At 74.6% G+C, this 26,922-nt stretch carries 20 protein-coding genes; 8 read left to right on the top strand and 12 right to left on the bottom strand.

The window, feature by feature from the left end; all coding sequences use genetic code 11:
- Positions 1 to 138: 138 nt before the first annotated feature.
- From AB0O29_RS07600 to rbsK, 3 genes are all read right to left on the bottom strand, one after another.
- Positions 139 to 948 carry a CoA ester lyase gene (locus AB0O29_RS07600; protein ID WP_365147596.1) on the bottom strand — a complete coding sequence of 270 codons (810 nt, stop codon included), beginning with the start codon at positions 946 to 948 and terminating at the stop codon, positions 139 to 141.
- Positions 945 to 2,111, bottom strand: coding sequence for a CoA transferase (locus AB0O29_RS07595; protein ID WP_365147620.1), 1,167 nt, complete (start codon positions 2,109 to 2,111; stop codon positions 945 to 947). Before AB0O29_RS07595 ends, AB0O29_RS07600 begins: the two co-directional genes overlap by 4 nt.
- A gap of 119 nt (positions 2,112 to 2,230) precedes the next feature.
- On the bottom strand, positions 2,231 to 3,199 hold the full coding sequence (rbsK, locus tag AB0O29_RS07590; protein ID WP_365147593.1) for a ribokinase: 969 nt from the start codon (positions 3,197 to 3,199) through the stop codon (positions 2,231 to 2,233).
- 152 nt (positions 3,200 to 3,351) lie between these two features.
- Here rbsK and AB0O29_RS07585 point away from each other — a divergent pair, with 152 nt between their 5' ends.
- Positions 3,352 to 4,551 carry an RNA-guided endonuclease TnpB family protein gene (locus AB0O29_RS07585; RefSeq protein ID WP_365147590.1) on the top strand — a complete coding sequence of 400 codons (1,200 nt, stop codon included), beginning with the start codon at positions 3,352 to 3,354 and terminating at the stop codon, positions 4,549 to 4,551.
- Between the two features lie 30 nt (positions 4,552 to 4,581).
- Here AB0O29_RS07585 and AB0O29_RS07580 read toward each other — a convergent pair whose 3' ends face one another.
- From AB0O29_RS07580 to AB0O29_RS07565, 4 genes are all read right to left on the bottom strand, one after another.
- The gene (locus AB0O29_RS07580; RefSeq protein ID WP_365147587.1) at positions 4,582 to 5,982 is read right to left on the bottom strand and encodes an ADP-ribosylglycohydrolase family protein; all 1,401 of its coding nucleotides are present in this window, start codon (positions 5,980 to 5,982) and stop codon (positions 4,582 to 4,584) included.
- A complete protein-coding gene (locus AB0O29_RS07575) occupies positions 5,979 to 7,124 on the bottom strand; it encodes an ADP-ribosylglycohydrolase family protein (RefSeq protein ID WP_365147584.1) in 1,146 nt (381 codons plus the stop codon). Before AB0O29_RS07575 ends, AB0O29_RS07580 begins: the two co-directional genes overlap by 4 nt.
- A gap of 7 nt (positions 7,125 to 7,131) precedes the next feature.
- Complete coding sequence (locus AB0O29_RS07570) at positions 7,132 to 8,415, bottom strand: ADP-ribosylglycohydrolase family protein (RefSeq protein WP_365147617.1); 1,284 nt, start codon at positions 8,413 to 8,415, stop codon at positions 7,132 to 7,134.
- Between the two features lie 626 nt (positions 8,416 to 9,041).
- Positions 9,042 to 10,022 (bottom strand): ADP-ribosylglycohydrolase family protein, encoded by a 981-nt coding sequence (locus AB0O29_RS07565; RefSeq protein ID WP_365147581.1) that lies wholly within the window; start codon positions 10,020 to 10,022, stop codon positions 9,042 to 9,044.
- A gap of 269 nt (positions 10,023 to 10,291) precedes the next feature.
- On the opposite strand from AB0O29_RS07565, the gene AB0O29_RS07560 reads away from it, so the two are divergent.
- The 5 genes from AB0O29_RS07560 to AB0O29_RS07540 all read left to right on the top strand — a co-directional run bounded on the left by AB0O29_RS07560 (position 10,292) and on the right by AB0O29_RS07540 (position 18,657).
- Positions 10,292 to 11,023, top strand: a complete 732-nt coding sequence (locus AB0O29_RS07560) for a VIT1/CCC1 transporter family protein (protein ID WP_365147578.1) — start codon at positions 10,292 to 10,294, stop codon at positions 11,021 to 11,023.
- A gap of 399 nt (positions 11,024 to 11,422) precedes the next feature.
- Positions 11,423 to 15,970, top strand: coding sequence for a glutamate synthase large subunit (gene gltB, locus AB0O29_RS07555; RefSeq protein WP_365147614.1), 4,548 nt, complete (start codon positions 11,423 to 11,425; stop codon positions 15,968 to 15,970).
- Complete coding sequence (locus AB0O29_RS07550) at positions 15,963 to 17,423, top strand: glutamate synthase subunit beta (protein ID WP_365147575.1); 1,461 nt, start codon at positions 15,963 to 15,965, stop codon at positions 17,421 to 17,423. The genes gltB and AB0O29_RS07550 overlap by 8 nt, the downstream gene beginning before the upstream one ends.
- Before the next feature lie 209 nt (positions 17,424 to 17,632).
- The gene (locus AB0O29_RS07545) at positions 17,633 to 18,469 is read left to right on the top strand and encodes a helix-turn-helix transcriptional regulator (RefSeq protein WP_365147572.1); all 837 of its coding nucleotides are present in this window, start codon (positions 17,633 to 17,635) and stop codon (positions 18,467 to 18,469) included.
- The gene (locus tag AB0O29_RS07540; RefSeq protein WP_365147569.1) at positions 18,454 to 18,657 is read left to right on the top strand and encodes a DUF397 domain-containing protein; all 204 of its coding nucleotides are present in this window, start codon (positions 18,454 to 18,456) and stop codon (positions 18,655 to 18,657) included. The genes AB0O29_RS07545 and AB0O29_RS07540 overlap by 16 nt, the downstream gene beginning before the upstream one ends.
- A 30-nt stretch (positions 18,658 to 18,687) precedes the next feature.
- Here AB0O29_RS07540 and AB0O29_RS07535 read toward each other — a convergent pair whose 3' ends face one another.
- Together AB0O29_RS07535 and AB0O29_RS07530 are read right to left on the bottom strand one after the other, a co-directional pair.
- Entirely contained in the window at positions 18,688 to 19,098 is a 411-nt protein-coding gene (locus AB0O29_RS07535; protein WP_365147566.1) for a hypothetical protein, read from the bottom strand.
- A 70-nt stretch (positions 19,099 to 19,168) separates the two neighbouring features.
- Positions 19,169 to 22,267: an AAA family ATPase gene (locus tag AB0O29_RS07530; RefSeq protein ID WP_365147563.1), complete on the bottom strand. Its 3,099-nt coding sequence runs from the start codon at positions 22,265 to 22,267 to the stop codon at positions 19,169 to 19,171.
- A 139-nt stretch (positions 22,268 to 22,406) separates the two neighbouring features.
- Here AB0O29_RS07530 and AB0O29_RS07525 point away from each other — a divergent pair, with 139 nt between their 5' ends.
- Entirely contained in the window at positions 22,407 to 23,126 is a 720-nt protein-coding gene (locus AB0O29_RS07525) for a hypothetical protein (RefSeq protein ID WP_365147560.1), read from the top strand.
- A 278-nt stretch (positions 23,127 to 23,404) separates the two neighbouring features.
- Entirely contained in the window at positions 23,405 to 24,955 is a 1,551-nt protein-coding gene (locus AB0O29_RS07520; protein ID WP_365147557.1) for a DUF1906 domain-containing protein, read from the top strand.
- Here AB0O29_RS07520 and AB0O29_RS07515 read toward each other — a convergent pair.
- Genes AB0O29_RS07515 through AB0O29_RS07505 form a run of 3 tightly spaced genes read right to left on the bottom strand, consistent with a single transcriptional unit; the run spans position 24,948 to position 26,866 of the window.
- The gene (locus AB0O29_RS07515) at positions 24,948 to 25,457 is read right to left on the bottom strand and encodes a pyridoxamine 5'-phosphate oxidase family protein (protein ID WP_365147554.1); all 510 of its coding nucleotides are present in this window, start codon (positions 25,455 to 25,457) and stop codon (positions 24,948 to 24,950) included. The two genes, AB0O29_RS07520 and AB0O29_RS07515, sit on opposite strands and share 8 nt — an antisense overlap.
- Before the next feature lie 36 nt (positions 25,458 to 25,493).
- Positions 25,494 to 26,249, bottom strand: a complete 756-nt coding sequence (locus AB0O29_RS07510) for a VWA domain-containing protein (RefSeq protein ID WP_365147551.1) — start codon at positions 26,247 to 26,249, stop codon at positions 25,494 to 25,496.
- On the bottom strand, positions 26,246 to 26,866 hold the full coding sequence (locus AB0O29_RS07505; RefSeq protein WP_365147548.1) for a PadR family transcriptional regulator: 621 nt from the start codon (positions 26,864 to 26,866) through the stop codon (positions 26,246 to 26,248). Before AB0O29_RS07505 ends, AB0O29_RS07510 begins: the two co-directional genes overlap by 4 nt.
- Between the last annotated feature and the right edge of the window lie 56 nt (positions 26,867 to 26,922).

Raw genomic sequence — 26,922 nt, 5'->3', positions numbered from 1 at the left:
AATCCAGCCCGCGCGGCGTTTGAGCGCACCGGGCGCGGAGCGCCCGGAACGGGTCCGGGCAGCGCCCGGGGAACGGTGGAAGGGCGGGTAGGGGAGTAGCCCCGCAGGGCCGGGTCAGGGGGCCGGGCAGGCTGGGGGTCAGCGGGGCCGCCGCGCGAGCGTGAGGGTGCGGTGGGCGGCGGCCACCACGGCGGGGTCGATGAACCGCCCGTCCGGCAGCGCCAGCGCCCCCGGCGCCGCGCGGGCCGCCGCGACGACCTCCTCCGCCGCGAGCACCTCCTCCGGCCCCGGGAGGAAGGCCCGTTCGATCACCGGCAGCTGCCGGGGATGGATCGCCGCCCGCCCCAGGAACCCCAGCGCCCGCCCCCGCGCGCAGGAGGCGGCCAGCGCCTCCAGGTTCCGGATGTCCGGGAACACCGACTGCGCGGGCGGCGCCAGCCCGGCGGCCCGGGCGGCCACCACCACCCTGGACCGCGGCCAGTCCAGCCCGCCCTCCGCGCACACCCCGAGGTCGGCGCAGAGGTCCGCCTCGCCCAGGGTCAGCCCCTGCAGGGAAGGGTGCGCGCGGGCGATCTCGTACGCCCGTTCCACCCCCAGCGCGGACTCCAGCAGCGCGTACAGCGCCACCCCGCCCGTCCGGTCCGCGACCCGGACGATCTGCTCCGGGGCGTCCACCTTCGGCAGCCGCAGGCCCGCCAGCCCGTGCAGCCGGGACAGGGCCGTGAGGTCGGCGCCCGCCCAGGGGGAGCCGAGCGCGTTCACCCGTACGTGTACGGGCACCGGAGGCCGTTCGCCGAGAAGTTCGGCGGTGGCGGCGCGGGCGTACTCCTTCCGGGAGGCCGACACCGAGTCCTCCAGGTCCACGATGACGGCGTCGGCCCCGCAGCGCAGGGCCTTCTCCACCACCGCCGGACGGTCCCCGGGTGCGTAAAGCCAGGTCAGGATCACAACGCACCCTCCGTGCGCAGAGCGGTGAGCTCGGCCCGGGTCAGGCCGAGTTCGGTGAGGACGGCTTCGGTGTCCGCGCCGTGCGGGCGGCCCGCCCAGCGGATCCCGCCGGGGGTTCCGGACAGCCGGAAGAGGACGTTCTGCATCCGCAGCGGGCCGAGTTCGGGGTCCTCGACCTCGGTGACGGTGTCGAGGGCGGCGAACTGCGGGTCGGCCATCACGTCCCGTACGTCGTAGACCAGGGCGACGGCCGCCTCGGCCTCCTCGAAGGCCGTGACCACCTCCTCCGCCTTGTGGCGGGCGATCCAGCCGCCGACCGCCTCGTCGATGACCTGCGTGTGCGCGGCCCGGCCGGTCCCCGTCCCGAACCAGGGCTCGTCGGCCAGCTCGGGGCGCCCGACGAGGCGGACCACCCGTTCCGCGATGGACCGCGCCGACGCGGACACCGCCAGCCAGCGGCCGTCCGCGCTGCGGTAGGTGTTGCGGGGGGCGTTGTTCGCGGAGCGGTTGCCGGTGCGGGGCTGGACGTAGCCGAGCTGGTCGTACCAGAGCGGGTGCGGGCCCAGCACGGTGAGGATCGGCTCGATGATCGCCAGGTCCACCACCTGCCCCTGTCCGGTCCGGTCCCGTCCGGCGAGCGCGGTCATCACGGCGTACGCGCAGGTCAGCGCGGCGATGGAGTCCGCCAGGCCGAAGGGCGGGAGGGTCGGGGGGCCGTCCGGCTCACCGGTGATCGCGGCGAAGCCGCTCATGGCCTCGGCGAGGGTGCCGAAGCCGGGGCGGCGGGCGTACGGGCCCTGCTGGCCGAAGGCCGTGACGCGGGCCAGCACCAGCCGGGGGTTGGCGGCCGACAGCTCGGGCCAGCCCAGGCCCCAGCGCTCCAGGGTGCCGGGGCGGAAGTTCTCGACGACCACGTCGGCGGTGGCGGCCAGCCGCAGCAGGGTGTCCCGGCCGCCGGGCGTGGACAGGTCGAGGGTGATCGTCCGCTTGTTCCGCCCGAGCAGCTTCCACCACAGCCCGACCCCGTCCTTGGCGGGCCCGTGCCCGCGCGAGGGGTCGGGCCGCGCGGGGTGCTCGACCTTGACCACCTCGGCCCCGAAGTCCCCGAGCAGGGTGGCGGCGAGGGGCCCGGCGAACAGCGTGGCCAGATCCAGCACCCGCAGCCCGGCGAGGGGTCCGCTCCCCTGTCCGGGGCAGGTACGGGCGCCGGTCCCGGGCGGGGCCGGGGGGTCGGGCACGGTCCCGGGCGTGGCCCCGGCCCCCGGCGTGGGTTCGGCCGGGGTCACGAGTCGGTCCGTGCGCGGGCGGTGCCGTCGGACTTCGCGCGGGCGGTGTCAGCGGTCTCCGGCCCGGAGTGCCCGGCCCGGGCGGCGGTGTCCGTTTCCGTGCGGGTCGGCATCGAGGACTGGGCCCCGGGCCGCTGCACCGAGAGGGCCGCCGCCACCGAGGCCCAGCGCAGCGCCTCCGGTACCGGCCGGCCCTCCCCGAGGGCCACCGCGAGCGCCCCCACGAAGGTGTCCCCGGCGGCGGTGGTGTCCACGGCCCGGACCCGGGGCGCGGGCACGGTCAGGGGGGCCCGCCCCCGGGCCGCGTACAGGGAGCCTTCCGCGCCCAGGGTGATCACCACCTCCGGCACCTCCCGCAGCAGCGCCTCGGCGGCCCGGTGCGGGTCGGTGAGACCGGTCAGGGCGGCGGCCTCGTGCTCGTTCGGGACCAGCAGGTCGGTGGCGGCGAGGAGTTCGGCCGGCAGGGGCTGGGCGGGCGCCGGGGTGAGGACCGTCCGCACCCCGTGGGCGCGGGCCGCGCGGGCGCCCGCGAGGACGGCCTCCAGGGGGAGTTCGAGCTGGAGGAGCAGGCAGTCGGCGGCGCCGATGCGGGAGTCGTCGCCCGGCTCCAGTCCGGTGACGCGGCCGTTGGCGCCGGGGATGACGATGATGCTGTTCGCGCCCTCGTCGTCGACGGTGATGTGGGCGGTGCCGCTGGCCCCCTCGACGGTGCGCAGGGCGGCGGTCTCCACCCCCGACGCGGCGAGGGCCGCCCGCAGCCGTACGCCGAACTCGTCCGCGCCGACCGCGCCGATCATCACCACCTCCCCGCCGAGCCGGGCGGCGGCCACCGCCTGGTTGGCGCCCTTGCCGCCGGGGACGGTGCGGAACTCCCGTCCGGTGACGGTCTCCCCGGGGTGCGGGGCCTTGGGGACGTAGGCGACGAGGTCCATGTTCGTACTGCCGAGCACGGCGATGGCCGTCATCGGGTACCTCCCGGGAGTCCCCGGCGTTCAGGCCGGGGAGGAATCGGACTCCTGCGGAGCAGGGCGGCGAGCCGGGATTCGCCCTCGGGGCGGATCCCGTCGTTCTGAGCAGCAGTGTTGGTCTTGAACAGCAGCCACGCTAGTTTGTGAGCGTGTCCGGGAAGCCTGTGAAGCGGGCGTTCAAGTACCGCTTCTATCCGACTGATGCGCAGGCGGCGGAGCTGTCGCGCACCTTCGGATGTGTGCGCAAGGTCTACAACCTCGCGCTTGCTGCCCGAGCACAGGCGTGGGCGAGACAGGAGCGGGTCAACTACAACCAGACATCGGCGTTGCTGACGGCGTGGAAGAAGACCGAGGAACTCGCGTTCCTCGGTGAGGTCTCCTCCGTGCCGTTGCAGCAGAGCCTGCGGCACCTGCAAGTCGCGTTCGCCAACTTCTTCGGCAAGCGGGCGAAGTACCCGCGTTTCAAGTCGCGGAAGAGGTCGCGGAAGTCCGCCGAGTACACCACCAGCGGATTCCGACTCCGTGACGGTCGGCTCACTCTGGCGAAGATGTCCGAACCGCTGGACATCGTGTGGTCGCGCCCGCTCCCGGAGGGAGCGCGGCCGTCCACGGTGACCGTGTCGCACGACGCCGCCGGGCGCTGGTTCGTGTCGGTGCTGTGCCAGGATCCGGCCGTGGAGCGCCTGCCGGCCGCGGATGCGGCGGTCGGTATCGACGTGGGTCTGAACCACCTGCTGACCCTGTCCACCGGGGAGAAGATCGCCAATCCCCGGCACGAGCGTCGCGACCGCGCCCGTCTCGCCCTCGCGCAGCGGCGTCTGGCGAAGAAGGTCAGGGGTGACGGAGCCAATCGGGCCAAGGCCCGCAGGAAGGTCGCCAAGATCTATGCCCGGATCGCCGACCGGCGTCGGGACCACCTGCACAAACTGACCACCCGACTCGTGCGTGAGAACCAAACGCTCGTGATCGAGGATCTGACCGTGCGCAACATGGTCAGGAACCGGAGCCTGGCCCGCGCCATCAGCGACGCGGCGTGGGCGGAGTTCCGGTCCATGCTGGAGTACAAGGCCGTCTGGTACGGGCGGGAAGTGATCGCGGTCGACCGCTTCTTTCCCTCCTCGAGACTGTGCTCCCACTGTGGCACCCTCGCCGGGAGGATGCCGCTGAGCGTCCGCCAATGGACGTGTGAGAGCTGCGGGACGACCCATGACCGGGACGTCAACGCGGCGGAGAACCTGCTGGCCGCCGGACTGGCGGTGACAGTCTGTGGAGCTGGTGTAAGACCTCAACGGAGAACTCCGGGCGGGCAGTCGGCGACGAAGCAGAAGGCCCTACGGCGCGAGCCGTAGGAGTCCCCCTCGTTCACGAGGGGGAGGATGTCAAGGTAGGGCTGCCTCCTGGGCGGTGAGACGGGCGAGGGTGTCGAAGCCGACGCCGTCGAAACCGGCGACGGTGGTGGAGAGGCGGTTGCCCAGCGGGGCGGTCCACCGCTCCGGGATCCGGTCGGGGGAACCGGCGAGCAGCCCGGCGACCGAGCCGGCGGTGGCCCCGTTGGAATCGGTGTCCCAGCCGCCGGACACCGCGCCGCACACGGAGCGGGTGAAGTCCCCGTCGGCGTGGGTGAGGGCGGCCGCGATCAGGGCGGTGTTGGGCAGCGCGTGCACCCAGTGGTAGCCGCCGTAGCGGGCGTGCAGCCGGTCCACGACCCGCTCGAAGTCCCGTTCCGCGCGGGCGGCGCGGATCCCGAAGCGGACGGCCTCGGCGAGGCGGGAGCGGGGCGGTACGACGGCCAGCCCGGCCCGGAGCGCGCCGTGCACGTCGGCCCGGCCGGAGGCGGCCTCGGCGATGGCGGCGGCGGCGAAGAGGGCGGCGTAGACGCCGTTGGCGGTGTGGCTGAGGGTGGCGTCCCGCCAGGCCTGCGCGGCGGCGGCGGCCGGGTCGCCGGGGTTGGTCCAGCCGTGGACGTCGGCGCGGATCAGGGCGCCGATCCACTCGCGGAAGGGGTTGCGGTGGGTGGCGGTGAGCGGGGGCTCCAGGCCCAGGAGCAGGTTGCGGTAGGCGATCCGCTCGGCGGTGAAGGCCCGGCCGGCCGGGAGCTCGTCGAGCCAGAGGCGGGCGAGGTCGGCGGTGGTGAAGTCCCTGCCGTGCCGCTGGAGGAGGAGCAGGCCGAGGAGGGGGTGGTTGAGGTCGTCGTCCTCGGGGGTGCCGTCGATGTTCTCGGCGAGGGAGGTGGCGGCGGAGCGGCGGTTCCAGGGGTGCGCGGCGAGCAGCTCCGGGGGGACGCCGCGGGCGGTGAACCAGTCGTCGAGCGGCCAGTTCCCGGCGGCCCGGGCCAGCGCCCGGATCCCCCGCAGCGGCAGCTTCTCGACGGGCTTCCCGAGCACGCACCCCACGGCCCGCCCCACCCAGGCTGCCTCCAGCCGGGCGCAGAGGCCGGGGTCGACCGGGGCGAGGCGACGTCCGGACCCCACCGGGGCGGGCGCGGGCCGGGTCGCGCGGACGGCGGGCCACGCCGTGGGCTCGTCGGCGGCCGACGGGAGGGGGAGGGCGGCGAGTTCGTCCAGGAGGCGGGTCGCGAGCGCGCGCAGTTCCGGCCCCGCCGGGGCGGGGGAGGCGCCGGCCCGGGCGGGGGCGGGCCGGCCGCCCGCCGCCAGCCAGGCCCGCAGCAGCGGCCCGGCGTCCCGCCCGTCCTCGGCGGCCTGCCGCAACTCGTGCCCGACGAGGTCCTCGGGCTGCGCCCAGGTCAGCCGCACGAGCTCCGCGCCGGGGGGTGCCGTCATCGGGGGAAGGCCAGGGCCGTGAAGGCCGTCTCGTGGGTCCGGCGGCGGTCGCGGTCGCGGGTGAAGACCTCGCGGGCCACCGTCGCCAGGGCGGCCGCCGGGGCGTGCAGGTCCAGCCGGCTGGCCTCGGCGACCCGTTTGGCCCAGCCCGCCGGCACCGCGCCCGCGCCGCCCAGCGCGCCCGCGAGGGCCCCCGCCATCCCGGCCGTGGAGTCGCAGTCCCGTCCGTAGTTGACGGACCCGAGCACCGCCGTCTCGTACCCGCCGTCCGCGACCAGCAGCATCCCGAGCGCGATCGGCAGCTCCTCGATGGAGTGCAGCCGCGACGGCCGCCGGGCGCCGAGCGAGGGCGCCCGGTAGTCCGGGCCGACCGAGTCGTACGGGGCCACCGCCTCCCGCAGCGGCCCGAGCGCCGACTCGAAGTCCCGGTGGCGCAGGGCCGCTTCCCGTACCGCCGCGATGGCCGCCCGGGTGCCGTCCTTGGCCAGGTCCAGCGCGGTGTCCACCACCGAGGCGGCCGTCGCCCCCGGCAGGCACGCCGCCGCCACCGCCGCCGCGAACACCCCGGCCGCCTCCCGCCCGTACGAGGACTGGTGCGCGCCCGCGACGTCCAGCGCCTCGGCGTAGGCGCCGCGCGGATTGCCCGCGTTGACCAGTCCGACCGGCGCCATGTACATCGCCGCACCGCAGTTGACGATGTTGCCGTCGCCGGCCTCGCGCGGGTCCGCGTGCGCGTAGTGCAGGCGCGCCACGATCCACTTCTCGGCGAGGAACACCCGCTGGAGCGGCAGGGCCTCGGCCTCCAGCTCGGGGATCCAGCGGGGGACGGACATCAGGTCGGGGACGAGGTGGTCGGCGACCGCGTACGCGTCCAGGTGGTCCCGTACGGTCTCGTACACCCGCACCAGGGCGTGCGTCATGAGGGTGTCGTCGGTGACGTGCCCGTCGCCCTTGTGGTACGGCGCGATGGGGCGGGCGGTGCGCCAGTCCTCGTACCAGGGGCCCACGATGCCGTGCACGCGGCCGCCGTGCCGTTCGGCGATCTGCTCGGGGGACCAGCCCTCCACCGGGCCGCCGAGGGCGTCGCCGACGGCGGCGCCGACGAGGGAGCCGGTGATCCGGTCCTCCAGGGTGAAGGTCATGTCCGAATCATCCCTTGGGTGAGGTGAGTTCCGTGCGGGTGAGCAGCGCGGCGAGTTCGACCAGGTCGGTTCCGGCCAGGCGGGGCAGCGCGCAGCCGGACAGCACGCGGCAGGCCTCGCGCCAGGAGGCGGGCAGGGAGCCGCCTCCGCCGAGGGCGCCGGTGAGGGCGCCCGCGAGGGCGGGGGCGGAGTCGGCGACGCGCGAGAGGCAGGCGGCGGCCGGGACGGCCTCGGCGGCCCGGCCGCGGGCGGCGGTGGCCAGGGCGAGGGCGACGGGGACGGTCTCGGCGGCGGCGATGCCGTAGCTGTAGACGTGGTCCACGATCTGGTGCTCCAGCAGCGGGACCAGGGCGAAGGCGCCCTCCGCCTCGGCGCGGGCGAGGGCGACGGCGTGCCGGGCGTTGCGGCCGATCTCGGTGGCGGCGGGCAGCTGTTCGAGGGCGGCCTCGACGGCGGCGTCGGTGCCGGCCCCGGCCAGGGCGGCGGCGACGGCGGCGGCCATGGCGCGGGCGCCGTGGACCCCGTCGCCGTCCTGGGTGTAGCGGGCGTCGAACTCGGCGAGCTCGGCGGCCGCGCGGGGGTCGCCGGGGTGGACGACGGCGAGCACGCAGGCGCGGACGCAGGCGGCGTCGTCGAAGTAGTGCGGGTTGTCGTGGCCGGTGGCGGGCGGGCGCAGGCCCGCGGCGAGGTTGCCGAGGCCGGCCCGTACGGAGATCCGCGCGCGCATCGGCAGTACGGCGGACTCGACCTCGGGGGCGCGTTCCGCCGCGGCGGCGACCTCGCTGGCCAGGGCGTTCCAGGCGAGGTCGATGGCGGCGCGCATGCGGCGGGACCGGGACAGGTCGCTGAGCAGGGCTCCGGCGGCGGTGAGGACGGACTCGGCGGCGAAGGCGGCCCATTCGGCGTCGTCGGAGGGGCCGAGGCGCAGGGGTTCGGGGGGCTGGTTGAGGGCGATGGGGACGGGGAGGGTGGTGGTGGCGTTCTGCTCGGCGAAGGTGTCGAGCTCGCGGGTCAGGCGGCGGGTCCACTGCGGCATCCGGCTGGCCCGGTGCCGGGCGGCGGGCCACCCGGCGGCATCGCCTGCGGCGAGCCCGAGCAGCAGCCCCTCGATCCGCCGCCCGGGCGCGGCCGCCTCCGCCGTCCCGGCCCGGTCGGCCTCCGGCTGTCCGGCGCGGGTGCGGGCGGCGCCGATGGCCCCGGGGGATCCGGGCCGCGTCTGGCTGGTGAGGGCCCGCACGGGCGATCCGGCCCCGGCCCGGTCCGTGCCGGCGGCTCGCGGGGATCCGGGCAGGGCCTCCGGCTGTCCGGCCCGGGCTCGGTCCGTGTCGGCGGCCCGCGGGGCTTCGGCCGGGGCCTGCGGCTGTCCGGCCCCGGCCCGGTCCGTGTCGGCCGCCCCAGGGGCTTCGGCCGGGGCGAGGACTTCCCCCGCCCCGCCCCTTCCCGAAACCGGGGGCAGGCCCCCGGCCCCCCGCTCCGGCGCGCCGCCCGCCGCAGCGGGGTCGGCTACGGCGCGGCCGGGTGCCGAGGGTGCGGGGGGCATGGGGCCCGGCCCCGGCGCGTCGCCCGGCAGGGCGGGGTCGCGCGGCTCGGCGGTCCCTTCCGCCGTTCTTTGTCCCGGTGCCGGGACAGCCTGGGTTCCGGCGTGCGGGCCCGGCCCGGCGGCCGGTGCCGGTTGGCCCGGGGCCGGGTCCGGTCGGGGGACGGTCGGCACGGCGGCGTGCTCGCTGCCGGCGGGATCCGGACGTGGCGGCAGGGTGATGTGCTCGGTCTCGCCGGCGGCCGGGTCCGGGCGGGGGGCCGGCGCCACGGCGACGCGTTCGGTGCCGGCGGGGGCCGGGGGTGGCGGCACGGCGACGTGCTCGCTGCCGGCGGGGGCCAGGGCGGAGTCCGCCCCCGTGGGGGCCGGGGGTGGTGGGGTCATCGGGGGGGCTCCGGGGTGAGGAGGTCCGCGATGTCCAGGACGTGGTAGCCGCGCATCGACGGGAGGCAGCTGCCGCGGACCGGGCCGATGGCCGAGGACCAGTCGGCGGGGATGGCGGCGGCGCCCGACAGGGCGCCGGCCAGGGCGCCCGCCACCGCCGCCGTGGTGTCGGCGTCCCGGCCCATGTTCACGGCCGTGAGGACAGAGGACGGGAAGTCCCCCGCACAGGCCGCGAACGCCCCGAACGCCAGGCCCACCGCCTCCGGGGCCAGGTCCGTCCAGGGGTAGCCGCCGATGACCACCGCCGACCGCACCGCCCGCTCCCCGCGCGGGGCGGCGGTGACGGCGCGCCGCAGGGAGCGGGCCGTCCAGGAGTCCGGCGGGATGACGGAGAGGGCCGCCGAGACCACGGACGCGGGCGAGCCGCCCGCCATCGCGGCGGCGACCCCGGCGGCGACGGCCTGGCCGCCGTAGATGCCCTCCCCGTCGTGGCTGACCGTGCCGTCGATCGCCACCAGCCGCGCCGCCTCCGCCGGGCGCCCCGCCGCGAACACCCCGAACGGGGCCGCCCGCATCGCCAGCCCGTCCGACCAGGCGTGCCGGTGCTGCGCCGAGATGGGCGCGGCCAGGCCCCGGCGCAGGTTCTCCAGGGTGCCCCGCTCGGAGAAGCCCGCCCCGCGGAACGGGCCCTCGTCCAGGTCGGCGATCCAGTGGTGCCAGGCCCGTTCGACGTGCGCCACGGTCAGCGCGGAGCCGTGCCGGGCCAGCAGCAGCCCGGAGAAGATCGCGTACTCCGTGTCGTCCGTCCCGGCCGGGTCCTCCGACACGAAGCCCTCGATCCGGCCCCACCGCGCACGGATCTCCGACGGCTTCATGTTCTCCGCGGGAGCGCCCAGCGCGTCACCCACGGCGAGGCCGAGCAGCGCGCCCCGGGCCCGCTCCAGGAGGACTTGCGGATTGCATGCGACCAGCTCCATGGCGCGCCTCTCCCACGTGATGGGACCCATCATGAGTCCCTGGGGGATTTGTGCCACGCCGTGAGGTTTGTCGGTCGCCGCGAAACACCCCCCGAACATCCCCGTCACCCGGTCGCCGATCCGCGAAAGCCCAGGTAAGTACGGCCTTCCTTGCTGGCGGGAGCCGTAAATCGTGCGTAGTTTCGAGGTGTTCAGGGGAGTGCCCGGGGAGGGCACGGCTGCGCGTCGCTTTCGCGTACCCACTCATGCGAAAAGGGGAGATACGCCGCATGTCCATCATCGACACCGAAGCGCCGCTGCACACCGCCCACCGCGACAACCACACCCACCGCGACGTCAACGGCGGCTGGCTGCGCCCGGCCGTCTTCGGCGCCATGGACGGACTGGTCTCCAACCTCGCCCTGATGACCGGTGTGGCGGGCGGCGCGGTGGCCCCGCAGACCATCGTGATCACCGGCCTCGCCGGACTGGCGGCCGGCGCCTTCTCGATGGCGGCCGGCGAGTACACCTCCGTCGCCTCCCAGCGCGAGCTGGTCCTTGCCGAGCTCGACGTGGAGCGCCAGCAGCTGCGCAAGCACCCGGTCGACGAGATGGAGGAGCTCGCCGAGCTCTACGTCTCGCGCGGGGTCGAGCCCGCCCTAGCCCGCGAGGTGGCCATGCAGTTGTCCCGGGACCCGGAGCAGGCGCTGGAGATCCACGCCCGCGAGGAGCTCGGCATCGACCCCGACGACCTGCCCTCGCCGCTGGTCGCCGCCGTGTCCTCCTTCGGCTCCTTCGCGCTGGGCGCGCTGCTGCCCCTGCTGCCGTACCTGCTCGGGGCGACCGCCCTGTGGCCGGCCGTGCTGCTGGCGCTCGCCGGGCTCTTCGCCTGCGGCGCGGTGGTGGCCCGGGTGACGGCCAGGTCCTGGTGGTACAGCGGTATGCGCCAGCTTGTCCTGGGTGGTGCCGCCGCCGGTGTGACGTACGTCCTGGGAACCTGGATCGGCGGCGCCATAGGCTAAGCGCCCTGGGAGTGAGACACTATGCAGTACGCAACATAAGTAGTCTCGAATCCGGTGGTTTCACTTCCGTTGCCGCCGGGCATCAGACCAGGGCGCCGGGCAAAGATGCCCGTTTCGCGCCGGGACCTTCGCCCCGAGTCGTATCCGCGGAAGCTTCCGAGCTCGCTCCACCCCCCGCAGTCCACGAAGGTCCCTTCTTTCTGCCTCGCGCAGTGTCCGCATAGTGGAATGCGATATCCGCTTCTCGGAATCACGGCCATCATGTAGCCTGCACGAACTTTCGCAGAGGGCCAACGTCGTCCCTCGGCCAGCACATTTGCCACGACGACGACGGGAGAGCCGATGCGTTCCGCATCCACGCACTCCGCGACCGGCCCCAGCACCACCGCCTGGTCGCCCATGGACGGTCGCCCCGCCCAGCAGGGCATGTACGACCCGCGCAACGAGAAGGACGCCTGCGGCGTCGGATTCGTGGCGAACCTCACCGGCGAGGCCACCCACACCCTCGTCGAGCAGGCCCTGACCGTCCTGCGGAACCTCGAGCACCGCGGAGCCACCGGCTCCGAGCCGGACTCCGGCGACGGCGCCGGCATCCTCTCCCAGGTCCCGGACGCCTTCCTGCGCGAGGTCGCCGGATTCGAGCTCCCCGAGGCCGGCGCCTACGCCGTCGGCATCGCCTTCCTCCCCGCCGACGGCACCGCACAGGCCGTCGCCGTGGAGCGCATCGAGGCCATCGCCGCCGAGGAGAACCTGACGGTCCTCGGCTGGCGCGAGGTGCCGGTCACCCCCGACCTGCTCGGCAACGGCGCCCGCACCACGATGCCCGCCTTCTCCCAGCTCTTCGTGAGCAACGGGACCACCGGCATCGAGCTGGACCGCAAGGCCTTCGTCCTGCGCAAGCGCGCCGAGCGCGAGGCCGGGGTCTACTTCCCGTCGCTCTCCGCCCGCACCATCGTCTACAAGGGCATGCTGACCACCGGCCAGCTGGAGCCCTTCTTCCCGGACCTCTCCGACCGCCGCTTCGCCTCGGCGCTCGCCCTGGTCCACTCCCGGTTCTCGACGAACACCTTCCCGTCCTGGCCGCTCGCCCACCCGTACCGCTTCGTCGCGCACAACGGCGAGATCAACACGGTCAAGGGCAACCGGAACTGGATGAAGGCCCGCGAGTCCCAGCTGGCCACCTCCGCCTTCGGCGAGGCCGCCCTGGACCGCATCTTCCCGATCTGCACCCCGGACGCCTCCGACTCCGCCTCCTTCGACGAGGTCCTGGAGCTGCTCCACCTCGGCGGCCGCTCGCTGCCGCACAGCGTGCTGATGATGATCCCGGAGGCCTGGGAGAACCACGCCTCCATGGACCCGGCCCGCCGCGCCTTCTACCAGTACCACTCCACGATGATGGAGCCCTGGGACGGCCCCGCCTGCGTCACCTTCACCGACGGCACCCAGGTCGGCGCGGTCCTCGACCGCAACGGTCTGCGCCCCGGCCGCTACTGGGTCACCGACGACGGCCTCGTCGTCCTCGGCTCCGAGGTCGGCGTCCTCGACATCGACCCGGCCAAGGTCGTCCGCAAGGGCCGCCTCCAGCCCGGCAGGATGTTCCTCGTCGACACCGCCCAGAAGCGGATCATCGAGGACGACGAGATCAAGGACGAGCTCGCCTCCGCCGCCCCGTACGCGGAGTGGCTGGAGACCGGCGAGATCGAGCTCACGGACCTGCCCGAGCGCGAGCACATCGTCCACACCCACGCCTCGGTCACCCGCCGCCAGCAGACCTTCGGCTACACCGAGGAAGAGCTGCGCGTCATCCTCGCCCCCATGGCCCGCACCGGCGGCGAGCCCCTCGGCTCCATGGGCACCGACTCCCCGATCGCGGCCCTCTCCGAGCGCCCCCGGCTGCTCTTCGACTACTTCACCCAGCTCTTCGCGCAGGTCACCAACCCGCCGCTGGACGCCATCCGCGAGGAGCTCGTCACCTCGCTGCTCTCCTCGATCGGCCCGCAGTCCAACCTGCTGGAGCCGACCGCCGCGTCCTGCCGCAGCGTCACCCTGCCCTTCCCGGTGATCGACAACGACGAGCTGGCCAAGCTCATCCACATCAACGCCGACGGCGACATGCCGGGCATGAAGGCCGCCACGCTCTCCGGCCTCTACCGGGTCTCCGGCGGCGGCGAGGCCCTCGCCGCCCGGATCGAGGAGATCCGCGCCGAGGCCGACGCCGCCATCGCGGCCGGCGCCCGCCTCATCGTCCTGTCGGACCGCCACTCGGACGCCGAGCACGCGCCGATCCCGTCGCTGCTGCTCACCTCCGCCGTGCACCACCACCTCATCGCCACCAAGCAGCGCACCCAGGTGGGCCTGCTCGTCGAGGCCGGCGACGTCCGCGAGGTCCACCACGTCGCCCTGCTCATCGGCTACGGCGCCGCGGCGGTCAACCCGTACCTGGCCATGGAGTCCGTCGAGGACCTCCTGCGCGCCGGCACCTTCATCGAGGGCATCGAGCCCGAGAAGGCCCTCAAGAACCTGATCTACGCCCTCGGCAAGGGCGTCCTGAAGGTCATGTCCAAGATGGGCATCTCCACCGTCGCCTCCTACCGCGGCGCCCAGGTCTTCGAGGCCGTCGGCCTGAACGAGGAGTTCGTCGGCACGTACTTCAGCGGCACCGCCACCAAGATCGGCGGCGCCGGCCTGGACGTCATCGCCAAGGAGGTGGCCGCCCGCCACGCCAAGGCGTACCCGGCCTCCGGCATCGCGGCCACGCACCGCGCGCTGGAGATCGGCGGCGAGTACCAGTGGCGCCGCGAGGGCGAGCCGCACCTCTTCGACCCGGAGACGGTCTTCCGCCTCCAGCACGCCACCCGCAACCGCCGGTACGACATCTTCCGCAAGTACACGGACCGGGTGAACGAGCAGTCCGAGCGCCTCATGACGCTCCGCGGCCTGTTCGGCTTCAAGACCGGCGAGGCGGGCCGCCCGGCGATCTCCATCGACGAGGTCGAGCCGGTCTCCGAGATCGTCAAGCGCTTCTCCACCGGCGCCATGTCGTACGGCTCCATCTCCAAGGAGGCGCACGAGACCCTCGCCATCGCCATGAACCAGCTGGGCGCCAAGTCCAACACCGGTGAGGGCGGCGAGGACCCGGACCGCCTGTACGACCCGGCGCGGCGTTCGGCGATCAAGCAGGTCGCCTCCGGCCGCTTCGGCGTCACCTCCGAGTACCTGGTCAACGCGGACGACATCCAGATCAAGATGGCGCAGGGCGCCAAGCCCGGCGAGGGCGGCCAGCTGCCCGGCCACAAGGTCTACCCGTGGGTCGCCAAGACGCGTCACTCGACCCCCGGCGTCGGCCTGATCTCCCCGCCGCCGCACCACGACATCTACTCGATCGAGGACCTGGCCCAGCTGATCCACGACCTCAAGAACGCCAACCCGGTCGCGCGCATCCACGTGAAGCTCGTGTCCGAGGTCGGCGTCGGTACGGTCGCGGCCGGTGTCTCCAAGGCCCACGCGGACGTCGTCCTGATCTCCGGCCACGACGGCGGAACGGGCGCCTCCCCGCTCACCTCGCTCAAGCACGCGGGCGGCCCCTGGGAGCTCGGCCTCGCCGAGACCCAGCAGACCCTGCTGCTCAACGGCCTGCGCGACCGCATCGTCGTCCAGACCGACGGCCAGCTCAAGACCGGCCGCGACGTGGTCATCGCCGCGCTGCTCGGCGCCGAGGAGTTCGGTTTCGCGACCGCGCCGCTCGTCGTCTCCGGCTGCGTCATGATGCGCGTCTGCCACCTGGACACCTGCCCGGTCGGCATCGCCACCCAGAACCCGGTCCTGCGCGACCGCTTCTCCGGCAAGCCCGAGTTCGTCGTGAACTTCTTCGAGTTCATCGCCGAGGAGGTCCGCGAGATCCTCGCGGAGCTGGGCTTCCGCACCATCGAGGAGGCCGTCGGCCACGCCGAGCTCCTCGACACCAGCAAGGCCGTCACCCACTGGAAGGCGCAGGGCCTCGACCTGGAGCCCCTCTTCCACGTGCCGTCCCTGCCCGAGGGCGCGGTCCGCCACGCCCTGGTCGAGCAGGACCACGGTCTGGAGAAGGCCCTCGACAACGAGCTGATCGAGCTCGCCGCCGACGCGCTGAACGCCGAGACCGCCGAGGCGGCCCGGCCGGTCCGCGCCCAGGTCGCGATCCGCAACATCAACCGGACCGTCGGCACCATGCTCGGCCACCACGTCACCAAGCGGTTCGGCGGTGCGGGCCTGCCCGACAACACCATCGACCTGACCTTCACCGGTTCGGCCGGCCAGTCCTTCGGCGCCTTCCTCCCCAAGGGCGTCACGCTGCGCCTGGAGGGCGACGCCAACGACTACGTCGGCAAGGGCCTCTCCGGCGGCCGCGTCGTGGTCCGCCCGGACCGCGGCGCCGACCACCTCGCCGAGTACTCGACCATCGCCGGCAACACCATCGGCTACGGAGCCACCGGCGGCGAGATGTTCCTGCGCGGCCGCACCGGCGAGCGCTTCTGCGTCCGCAACTCCGGCGCCCTGGTCGTCTCGGAGGGCGTGGGCGACCACGGCTGCGAGTACATGACCGGCGGCACCGCGGTCGTCCTCGGCGAGACCGGCCGCAACTTCGCGGCGGGCATGTCCGGCGGCGTCGCGTACGTCATCGACCTCGACCCGCGCCAGGTCAACTCCGGCAACGCGGAGGCCGTCGAGGCCCCGTCGGACGAGGACAAGCTGTGGCTGCACGATGTGGTGCGCCGCCACGAGGAGGAGACCGGCTCGACCGTGGCCGCGAAGCTCCTGGCTGACTGGGACGCCGCCGCGGCCCGCTTCAGCAAGATCATCCCGACCACGTACAAGGCAGTGCTCGCCGCCAAGGACGCCGCTGAGCTGGCCGGACTCTCCGAGTCCGAGACCACCGAGAAGATGATGGAGGCGGCGACCCATGGCTGACCCGAAGGGCTTCCTCACCACCCCGCGCGAGACCGCCTGCACCCGTCCCGTCGCCGAGCGCGTCAAGGACTGGAACGAGGTCTACGTCAAGGGCTCGCTGCTGCCGATCATCAGCAAGCAGGCCGGCCGCTGCATGGACTGCGGCATCCCGTTCTGCCACAACGGCTGCCCGCTCGGGAACCTGATCCCCGAGTGGAACGACTACGCCTACCGCGAGGACTGGGCGGCGGCGTCGGAGCGCCTCCACGCGACGAACAACTTCCCGGAGTTCACGGGCCGCCTGTGCCCCGCTCCCTGTGAGTCGGCGTGCGTGCTCGGCATCAACCAGCCGGCCGTCACGATCAAGAACGTCGAAGTCTCGATCATCGACCAGGCCTGGGACAACGGCGACGTCACCCCGCAGGCCCCGGACCGCCTCTCCGGCAAGACCGTGGCCGTCATCGGCTCCGGCCCGGCCGGTCTGGCCGCCGCCCAGCAGCTGACCCGGGCCGGCCACACCGTGGTCGTGTACGAGCGCGCCGACCGCATCGGCGGCCTGCTGCGCTACGGCATCCCCGAGTTCAAGATGGAGAAGGTGCACATCAACCGCCGCATCGAGCAGATGCGCGCGGAGGGCACCAAGTTCCGCACCGGCATCGAGGTCGGCCGCGACATCACGGCGACGGACCTGCGCAAGCGGTTCGACGCGGTCGTCGTCGCGGCGGGCGCCACCGTCTCCCGCGACCTCCCCGTCCCGGGCCGCGAGCTCAAGGGCATCCACGCCGCGATGGAGTACCTGCCGCTCGCGAACAAGGTCCAGGAGGGCGACTTCCTGGCCCCGCCGATCACCGCCGAGGGCAAGCACGTGGTCGTCATCGGCGGCGGCGACACCGGCGCGGACTGCGTCGGCACCGCCCACCGCCAGGGCGCCCTGTCGGTGACCCAGCTGGAGATCATGCCCCGCCCGTCGGAGGACCGCCCGACGGCCATGCCGTGGCCGACCTTCCCGATGTTGTACAAGGTCACCTCGGCCCACGAGGAGGGCGGCGAGCGGATCTACTCCGTCTCCACCACCCACTTCGAGGGCGACGAGGACGGCAACGTCCAGTCCCTGCACCTGGTCGAGGTCGAGTTCATCGACGGCAAGCTCACCCAGAAGCCCGGCACCGAGCGCGTCCTCCCCGCGCAGCTGGTCACCCTGGCGATGGGCTTCACCGGCACCGACCAGTCCAACGGCCTCGTCGAGCAGTTCGGCGTGGACCTGGACGAGCGGGGCAACATCGCCCGCGACGCCTCGTACGCCACCAACGCCGACGGCGTCTTCGTCGCCGGCGACGCGGGCCGCGGCCAGTCCCTGATCGTGTGGGCCATCGCGGAAGGCCGCTCGGCCGCCCGCGGCGTGGACCGCTACCTGACGGGCACGAGCACCCTCCCGTACCCGGTCAAGCCGACGGACCGCTCCCTGATGGTGTAACCCGTCACCCCTCCCCCTCCGGGGAGACCCCTCATACGGTCCGTACAACGGAGTACGGCATTCCGACACCGCGCCCGTCATGTCCCCGACCAGGGATGGCGGGCGCGGTGGCGTTCGGTAGTCGTATGAATGCGTTCGGCTGAATCGTCAGGTTGGCGGGTCTACGCTTTTTCGCAAGCGATGGGACTGCGGACGCAGGGAGTTGGCTCATGGCCAAGCCGAAGGACGACGGCGCCGCTCAGACCCCGGAGGAGTTCGCCCGCGAGGAATTGCGGCGACACCGCGAGGCGGCTGGGCTGACCCAGGAAGGTCTGGGCGAGCGGATCTTCACAAGTGGGTCGTACGTCGGGCAGATGGAGTGCGGGACGCGGAGGCTCCGGCCGGAATTGGCCGAGGTGATCGACAGGGAGCTCGGCACGGGGGACTACTTCACTCGCCTGGCCCGGGCATTCAAGTCCAAGCACGCCGAGTACTTCGCAGATGCCGCTGAGCTGGAACGTCTGGCAACGGCCATCTACGACTACGCCCCCACCCTGGTCCCCGGGCTGCTTCAGACGGCGGACTACGCCCGTGCTGTGATTCGGGCCGCTGGTCCCACGGCCCTGGCGGAGCATGTCGATGACCTGGTTGCGGCCCGAGTAGAGCGCGCACAACTCCTCGATGACCCGGCTACTCCTGAACTGTGGGTCGTTCTGCACGAGGCAGTGCTGCGGACCGTGGTCGGCGGAAGTGCCGTGATGGCTGCTCAGCTGCGGCGCGTTTCCTCGTATGTCCGCGAGCATCGGATCGTCGTTCAGGTAGTGCCGTTCTCGGCAGGCGCTCATGGGGCCCTTGGAACGTACATGCGCATCATGCAGTTCGCCGACGCGCCCGATGTGGCCTACACCGAGGGCCCCTACGCAGGGCAGTTGCTCGACTATCCGGCCCTGGTCGGCTGCCACTGGAGGTCATACGATCTTGCCAGGGCTGCCGCGCTGTCGCCGGAGGCGTCCCTGGCCTTGATCGAGTCGGTGGCGGAGGAGCACGCGAAATGCGCGCAGACGTGAACGGCCTGTCCTGGCGGAAGTCTTCGTACAGCAACGGGACCGGCGGCGAGTGCGTCGAGGTGTCCGACGACCTCCCCGGCATCGTCCCCGTCCGCGACAGCAAGCTGGCCGGCGCGGGACCGGTGCTCGTGTTCCCGCCCTCGGCCTGGACTTCCTTCATCCAGGACGTCAAGAGCCCCCGAGCCTGATCCCGCACCGCAGCCGCAGGCATCCGCCGGTTACTCCGGCTGGACGACCACCGCGCCCCAGCGTATGGACGGGGACGAGGCGGTCACCGTGGCGCCGAAGCTGCCCGACAGGCCCGTGCCCAGCGGGACCGTGACGCGGGACGGGGTGTCCGGCGGGCAGTCCAGGGTGAACGGGGCCGGGTCGCGGTCCGGCTGGTTGTGGAAGTGGAAGGACACCTCGATGCTGCCGCCGCCCTCGCACGCGAAGGTGGTGGAGGTGTCCAGGTGGGCGTTGAGGCCGGCCGAGACGAACCCGCTGGAACCGGTGACCTCCGGTACCCAGATCACGCCGTCCGGTCCCGGATAACCGATCAGTTCCTCCGCGGCCGACGCCTGGCCCGCGCCCGTACCCAGTGCGAGGACCGCCGTGACCGCCGCGAGCGTGATCGCCCTGTGCTTCATCTCTTCCCCCTCGGATGTCGGTGAGTCGACCGTTCCACGGTAGGCGCCCCCACTGACAACGCCCCTGGGGTCAGGGAGCGTTCCGGGCCGTGAGGGCGGCCAGGGCCGCTCGGGTGGTGACCCCCGTCTTGCGGAAGATGTGGGACAGGTGGGTGTCCACCGTGCGGGGGCTCAGGTAGAGGCGGGCCGCGATCGCCGGGGTGGTGAGGCCCTCCGTCACCAGCGCCGCGATCTCGCGTTCGCGCGGGGTGAGGTGGGGGAGCGGGGGGCGGGCCGGGACCGGGGGGAAGAGGTCCGCCAGGCCCGTCAGGAGGCGGGAGCCACCCGCCTCCGCCAGGCGGCGGCCCCGCTGCCACAGGGTGGTCGCCCGGCGCGAGCCCCCCGAGCGGGCGGCCAGGGGGGCCGCCATCACCAGGGCCTGGGCCTCCCACAGGGTTGCCCCGGCGCGGGCCGACACCGCCGCCGCCCGCACGTACAGGTCCGCCGCCTCCGACGTGTCCCCCCGCGCCGCCCGCAGGACGGCCTCGCTGCGCAGGGCCGAGGCCTGCTGGCTGGGGAGGTCCAGGCGGAGCGCGTCCTCGGCCGCCCGCGCCGCCCAGGACTCCGCCTCCGCGAGGTCACCCGCCGCCACCGCCGCATTGACCAGGGCCTCCAGGAACAGCGGACGCAGCGACGGCTGGAGGCCCGTCAGCTCCGGACCGCGCCCCGCCCGCAGCATCGCGGCCCGCGCCCGCTGGTGGTCCCCGCAGTACAGGGCCGCGTAGCTCAGCACGCACCACCCGAGCGAGGCCCACCAGCTGCTGCGGATCCCGGACAGCGCCACCGCCTCCTCGGCCAGCGCCAGGGGGGCGGTGTCACCGGGCGGGAGGGACGGGATCAGCACCTGGGCCCTGTTGCCCAGCACCAGGCCGAGGAGTTCGTCGCTGCCGATCCCGCGCGCGATGTTCTCGGCCTCCTCCGACAGCTCCAGCGCCGCCTCCAGCCGGCAGGTGTTCATGTAGACGACCGACTTGCACACCAGCAGGTGCGGCAGCAGATGGGGCGGCCCCACCCGCCGGGCCAGGGCCAGCCCCCGGTCCGCGTGCCGCTCCGCCTCCGGGTAGCGGTCCAGGTAGAACTCCGTCCAGGCGAGGCGGGCCAACGGCTCGCTCAGGTCCGCGAGTTCCCGGTCCGCCAGCGCGTCGACCCGTGCGGCGGCCCGGTCGGCCAGCCTCCGGGCCTTCGCCGCGGCGGTGCCCCCGTACGTCTCCCCGAGCGCGGCCGTGGTCAGCGCCCCCGCCGCCGCCGGTTCGTTGCGCAGCCGCAGGGCCAGCCCGTACGTCCGCAGCACGTCCTCCCGTACCTCCGGGTACGACAGGACGTGCGGGGCGCACGAGCCCAGCTCCAGCCCCAGCGCCAGCGCGTCCGCCGGCCGGGGGGCCGGCCGGCGGGCCAGCTCGCGGCGCAGCAGCGCCACCGCCTCCCCGTACCGGCCCAGGTGGCGTTCCATCGAGGCGCACAGGGTGACGGCGGCCGCCCGCAGCCCGTCGTCCCGGTCGGTGCCGTCCACCTGGGAGATGAGGGACATGAGGAGGTCCCGGCTCGCGTGCAGCTCGCCGCACGCGCTCAGCGCCCGGGCCCGCCGCAGCAGCAGTTCACGGCGCCGGGTGAGGTGCTCCGGGGCGTCCGGCAGGATCCCCAGGACCACCCCCAGCCAGTGCGCGCAGCTCGCCGGGGCCGCGGTCTCCGCCTGCCCGGCCGCCTCCAGCAGGGCCGCCGCGGCCTGCGGGTCCCACCCCGTCAGCGCCCGCTCCACGTGGTGGGCCCGTACGGCGGCGGCCGCGCCCGCCGCGGCCAGCGCGGTGGCCGCCCGCCGGTGCAGGCCCGTACGCCGGCGGGGCTCGGTGTTCTCGTAGACCACCGTCCGCAGCACCGGGTGCCGCAGCGACCAGCTCCCGCCCGGGCCCGGGCGCAGCAGGTCCCGGCCGGCCAGGGCGGCGAGGTGCGCGTCGAGGAGGCCGGGGCCGGCCACCTCCGCCGTCTCCGCGAGCACCGGCGCGGTCGCCTGGTCGCCGAGCACCGCCACCGCCTCGGCGGTGCGGCGCTGGGCTGCGGTCAGCGGGGTCAGCTCGTCCAGCAGCAGTGCGGTGAGCCCGCCCGCCGGGACGGCCGGTCCGGCGGCCTGGCCCTGGAGCAGGGTGAGGAAGTAGAGCGGGTTGCCCCCGCTGGCGGCGTACAGCCGGCCCGCGCGGGCGGGCGGCAGCTCCGGCGCCAGCTGCTCCACGCAGGTCCGCTCGGCGAGGGGGCCGAGGTCCAGGCGCTGGACGGTGCCGGTGTCGACGCCCCGGGTGAGGGCGGCGGCGAGGGAGGCCGAGGTCTGCCGGTCCCGGCGGGCCACGACGAGGAGCACCGGCCCGCGCGGGGGGTGGCGCACGAGGTGGTCGAGGAGTTCGAGGGAGGAGGGGTCGGCCCAGTGCAGGTCGTCGAGGGCGACGAGCAGGCCGCGGCTCCCGCCGGTGCCGGTGCCGGTGCCGGTGCCTTCGGCGAGGGCCGACAGGAGCCGCGCCGTCGCCCGGTGCACCGCGAACCGGTCCACCGGGGCCTCCGGGCCGCCGTACGGCTCCGCGTGCGCGGGCGGCCCGGGAGCGGGACCCGGGCCGGCTTCCGTGCCCGGGCGCCCTCCGGGTCCCGAGCCGGTGCCCGTGCCCGGCTCCGTGCCGGGGACGGGCGCCGTGGCCCGTGCCGGGCCGGTGGCCCCGTACGGTTCCGGGGCCGTGCCGCCGCCTTCGGCCGGGGGACGCTCCGTGGCCGTGGCCGTGGCCGTGGGCGTGGGCGTGGGCGTGGGCGGCGGGGCCGGGGCGGACGGGATGCCGTACAGGACAGGGGTCACCGCCGGGTCCGGTGCGGGGCCCGTGCCGGCCTCCGGGTCCAGGTCGGCGAAGGCGTCCGTGAACAGGTGGAAGGGGATGTGCCGTTCGTACTCCGTCGCCCGGCCGCGCAGGACGGTCAGGCCCCGGGCGCGGGCCCGCCGGCAGACCTCCGTGAGCAGCCGGCTCTTGCCCATGCCCGCCGGGCCCGTCAGGTCCACCACCCCCGGCGCGTCGCCCGCCGCGCCGACCACCGCACCGATCACCGCGTCCAGCCGGTCGAGTTCGGCCCCCCGGCCGACCAGCGGAGCCCTGTCCACCATGACGCCTCCCCGGAGGACCGGTACCCGCATTCGGCGCCCGGGATACGTACGGGCTACGTAGGCGGTTCTACGGATGCCGCTCGCGCGGCCCGGCTGCCAGCATCGGAAGTGGTCCCGGTCCTGCCAGTTTGGAGTCCCGATGCGTCGATTACGGCTGCCCGCCGCCGTGTTCCTCTCCCTTTCCGCACTCGCCCTCGCGGGCTGCTCGGGCGCAGGCTCGGGGGCGGACATCGGGGCGGGGGCGTCCCGGTCCAAGGCCCCCGCCTCGGCTTCCCCCTCCGCCTCGGCTTCCCCCTCCGCCTCCGGTTCCCCGTCCGCCCCCGCCCCGTCCGGCGTCATCGCCTCGGACGCCCCGGCCCCCTCGCCCGCCACCCCGTGCACCGCGACCAAGGGCCTGGACCCCGCCGCCCTCGCCGGCTACCTCAAGGGCCTCCGGAGCAGCGACCGCGCCGACTCCGAAGCCGTGTTCATGGTGGACACGGGGACGTACCTGCGGCTGGTGAAGACCCAGCCGCCCTGCGAGCCGGTCCCGATGCGGATCGGATTCTTCCGGGTGGACATGAAGCACTCGACGGACTCGGCCGGCTTCACGTTCACCTACGCCCCGATCCGTACGGTCACCGTCGCCGTGGGCCCGCGGGACGGCAAGATCGACGGCAGCACGCCCCCGGAACCCTCCGGCTGCGGCGGCGTCCTGTCCGTGGCCTACATCGGGCGGGACCTCGTCGAGAGCGACCTCCCGCACGACCTGCGGCTGCCGTCGAAGGACTCCACGCTGGACTGGGTGATCATCGACGTGCAGCGGGACGGGGTCCTCGACGCGGTCTTCAAGCCCCCGGCCGGCGCACGGGACTGCTGACCGCCGAACGGGCCCGGCCGGGCGGGACGGTGCACCGTGGGGGTGCGCACCGCCCCGCCCGGCCGGCCCCGGCACCGGGCGGCCACTTCCGCCCCGGACCAACCCGCGGCCTCCGGCGCTCGGCGCCCGCTCCTCCGGCGCCCGCTCCTCCGGCGGCCGGCGGCCGGCGGCCGGCGGCCGGCGTGCGGTGCCCGGCCCCGGGGCGTTGTCGCCCGGACGGGGTCATCCGCGGGGCGTCGTGGCCCCGGCGCGCGGGGCGCGGTGTAGCAGTGGGCCCCATGCCCTCCCGCACCCTGGCGCGCCTCCTCCTCGGCGCCGCCCTGCTCCTGCCCCTCGCCTCCCTCACGCCCCCGGCCCCCGCCCGCGCCGCCGACGGCGGGCGCGCCGTCGACTACCGGGGCCTGCACCTGACCCTCCCCGCCGGCTGGCGCGTCGTCGACCTCGACCGCGACCCCGGGGCCTGCCCGCGCCTGGACCTGCCCACCCTCTACCTCGGGCACGCCGGCGCCCAGGCCCGCTGTACCGGACGGCGTGCCGTGCCCACCCGGGCCGACACCCTGCACCTGGAGCCCCTTACGGACGCCCCGCCGCGCGCCGACGTCCCGACCCTGGCCGTCGGCGGCGGGGCCGCGCTGCCGGCGGCCGAGGGGGACAGCGGCGAGGTGCGGTACGCCCTGCGCGGGCCGGGGGTGATGGCCACCCTCTCGTACGGGGCCGCACCCGAGGCCGTCCGCACCCTGCTCGCGCACGCCCTCGACACGGCCGGGCAGCCGCCCGCCGGACCCGGGGAGGCGGCGGTGGCGGACGCGGCGGACACCGTGACGGCACTGACCGCGGCGGCCGCAGCCCCTCTCCCCGCCCGCGCCCAGGACGCCTTCGACGGCGACGGCTTCGACGCCTGCACCGCCCCCTCCCAGCGCGCCATGGACACCTGGCGGGCCGACTCCCCCTTCGGCGCGGTCGGCGTCTACATCGGCGGCCGGGCCCGCGCCTGCGCCCAGCCGCAGCTGACGGCCGACTGGGTGCGCCGCCAGCTCGCGGCCGGCTGGCACCTGATGCCGGTCTGGGTGGGCCCGCAGCCCTGGAACAGCAACACCACGGGCCTGTCCACGGACCCCTCCGAGGCGAACGACGAGGGCCGCGAGGCCGCCGAGGGAGCCGCCGGGGCGGCCCGCGCGCTCGGCCTGCCGCCCGGCACCCCGCTCTACGCCGACCTGGAGAACTACAGCGACCGTGCCACCTGGGACGCCCCCGTCGTCGCCTACGTCACCGCCTGGACCGGACGGCTGCACGAACTGGGCTACCACGCGGCCGCCTACGTCTCGGCGAGCTCCGGGGCCAAGGCGCTGGCCGCCCGCTACGCCCAGGCCCCGGCCGCGATGCCGGACGTCCTGTGGGTGGCCCGCTGGAACGGCGCCGACTCCGTCACCGACGCCGACATGGGCCTGACCCCCGGCGCCGCCCAGTGGCCGGGTGCGCGCAGGGCCCACCAGTACAAGGGGGACCACGACGCCTCGTACGGCGGGGTGACGATCAACATCGACCGCAGCCGGGTGGACGTGGACCCCGCCGCCCTCACCCCGCTCCCGGCCCGGGCGACCGCCCCGGGCACCGCCCGCAAGCCCGCCACCGCGAAGGCGCCCCGCCCGGGCCGCAAGCCCGCGCCGGCGAAGGCCGGCGGCCGCAAGCCAGCGACCGCCCCGGCCGCCGCCCACAAGCCCGCCGCCGCCCATGCACCCGCCGCCGCCCATAAGCCGGCACCCGCCCGCAAGCCCGCGCCCGCCAACGCCCGCAAGCCCGCGCCCGCCGCCGGGCCGCGGGTCAGCTGAGGGGGACCTCCCGGGCGGGCTCGTCGTCGTTGCCGCGGCGCAGGACGCGCGGTCCGCCCGCCGGGGTCCAGGCGCGGACGACCAGTTCCTCGCCGTCGACCCGGGTCTGGACCACCTCGGTCAGGTCGGCGTGGAAGAGGTGGAAGGGGTGCGGGGTGTCCTTCTCCTCCGCGTACCGGTGCAGTTCGGGCGGGTCCACGATCTCCACCGCCCGCCCGGAGATCCGCACGTCCCCGTCGGGCATCCGGTCGTCCGGCCCCGGGTTGGTGTGCAGGGCGAACCGCGGGTCGTGCCGGAGGTCGCGGGCCTTCATCGAGCCCGCCATCATGCCCAGCCACAGCTCGCCCCCGCGGAACTCCACGTTCAGCCCGGTCACCCGGGGGGAGCCGTCCTTGCGGAGGGTGGCCAGCACGTGGTGCGGGAACCGCTCGAAGCGGGCCCGTACCGTCGCCGCGAACTCCGGCTCCGCCTTCTCGAACGCCGCCCAGTTGTTCATCGTCATACGTCCATCAAAGCGCGCCCCCCTGGCGGCGGCGGGTCAGGCGCGCACGATGCCCGCACGGCGCGCCGCCGCCAGCCAGACCGGGAACTCGGCCACGAGGCGGTCGTACAGTTCGGCGTCCGGTACGGCGCTCGGGTCGGCGCCCGCGTGGAAGTAGCCCGCGTTGTCCACCACCCGTTTCTGCGGCACGGGCAGCTCGTCCAGGCGGCGCAGGAAGTCGAACTGGCTGCTGCGGGTGTTGCCGAAGCCGACGAACTGCCAGAACAGCGGCAGCGGGGCCGCCTTGCAGAGGTACCTCTCCGCCGCGAGCTTGTTCACCGGGCCGCCGTCCGTCTGGAAGACCACCAGGGCGGGGTCGGCGGTGCCCGAGTCCAGGTAGTGGTCGATCACCGCGTCCATGGCCAGGTGGTAGGCGGTCTTGCCCATGTGGCCGAGGCCGGCGGCGATCTCGGTGACCCGTCCCCGGTGGCCGTCGAGGGAGATCTCCTCGACCGCCTCGACGTCGGTGGAGAAGAAGACGACGGGTACCCGGCCGTCGGAGTCGAGGTGCGCCGACAGGCCGAGGACCCGGTCCGCGAAGGCCTGTACGGTGCCGTCCGCGTAGTAGGGGCGCATGGAGCCGGAGTAGTCCAGGACCAGGTAGACGGCGGCCCGGCCGCCCTCCAGGCCGTGCTTGCGGAGCGAGACGCCCGCGTTCTTGTACAGGCTCACCAGCGCCGGGGCCGCCTCCTGCACCTTGCGCAGGCTGATGGCGCTGCCGGTGCCCGCGCCCGGGCCGCCGCCGCCCGTCACGGGCCGGTCTCCGTGCGCGGCGGGCGGCCCGGCAGGGTTTCGAGGTCCTTCAGCATGGCCGCGGCCAGGTCGCGCTCGGAGGCGTAGTACCGCTCGGCCCACTTGAGGGTGAGGGTGGGGTACGCCCAGGCCTCCTCCTGCTGCGCGGCCGCCACGTCCGCCTCCGCGCCGAGCCGCATCCCCTCGGCGAACTCCTGCTGCTGGAGGAGGAGTTCGCGCATCTGCTCCGGCTCCAGCAGATGCCCCAGCCACAGCCGCAGCATCGGCCCGTGCTTGAGCACCGGCGGGTCGACGGGCGTCTCGCGCGCCCAGTGGCGTACGGCGTCCATGCCCTCGTCCGTGATCCGGTACACCCGCTTGTCGCGGGTCCCGGTCTCCTGGGCGACCATCCGGGAGGAGGCGTAACCGGCCTTCTCCAGGCGCTTGAGCTCGCTGTAGATCTGGCTGAAGGAGGGGCTCCAGTAGAAGAAGCGCAACGACCAGTCCGACCACTTCTTCAGGTCGTAGCCGGAGAGTTCCTCGCCGAAGGAGAGCAGCCCGAGGACCGCCCAGCTGGTCGCGGGGAGCGCGCGCCGGGCCGTCCCGCCGGGGGCCGCTTCTGCCGTCTCGTCTGCCATGCGGCGCAGTCTACGACCGGATCCGCCGGGACCCTTCCCCCTGATGGGTGTGCCTG

It is taken from the genome of Streptomyces sp. NPDC089915 (assembly GCF_040684675.1).
Lineage (GTDB): Bacteria > Actinomycetota > Actinomycetes > Streptomycetales > Streptomycetaceae > Streptomyces.
Note: the sequence above shows the minus strand (reverse complement) of the source record. Positions and strands in the feature narration are given on the sequence as shown.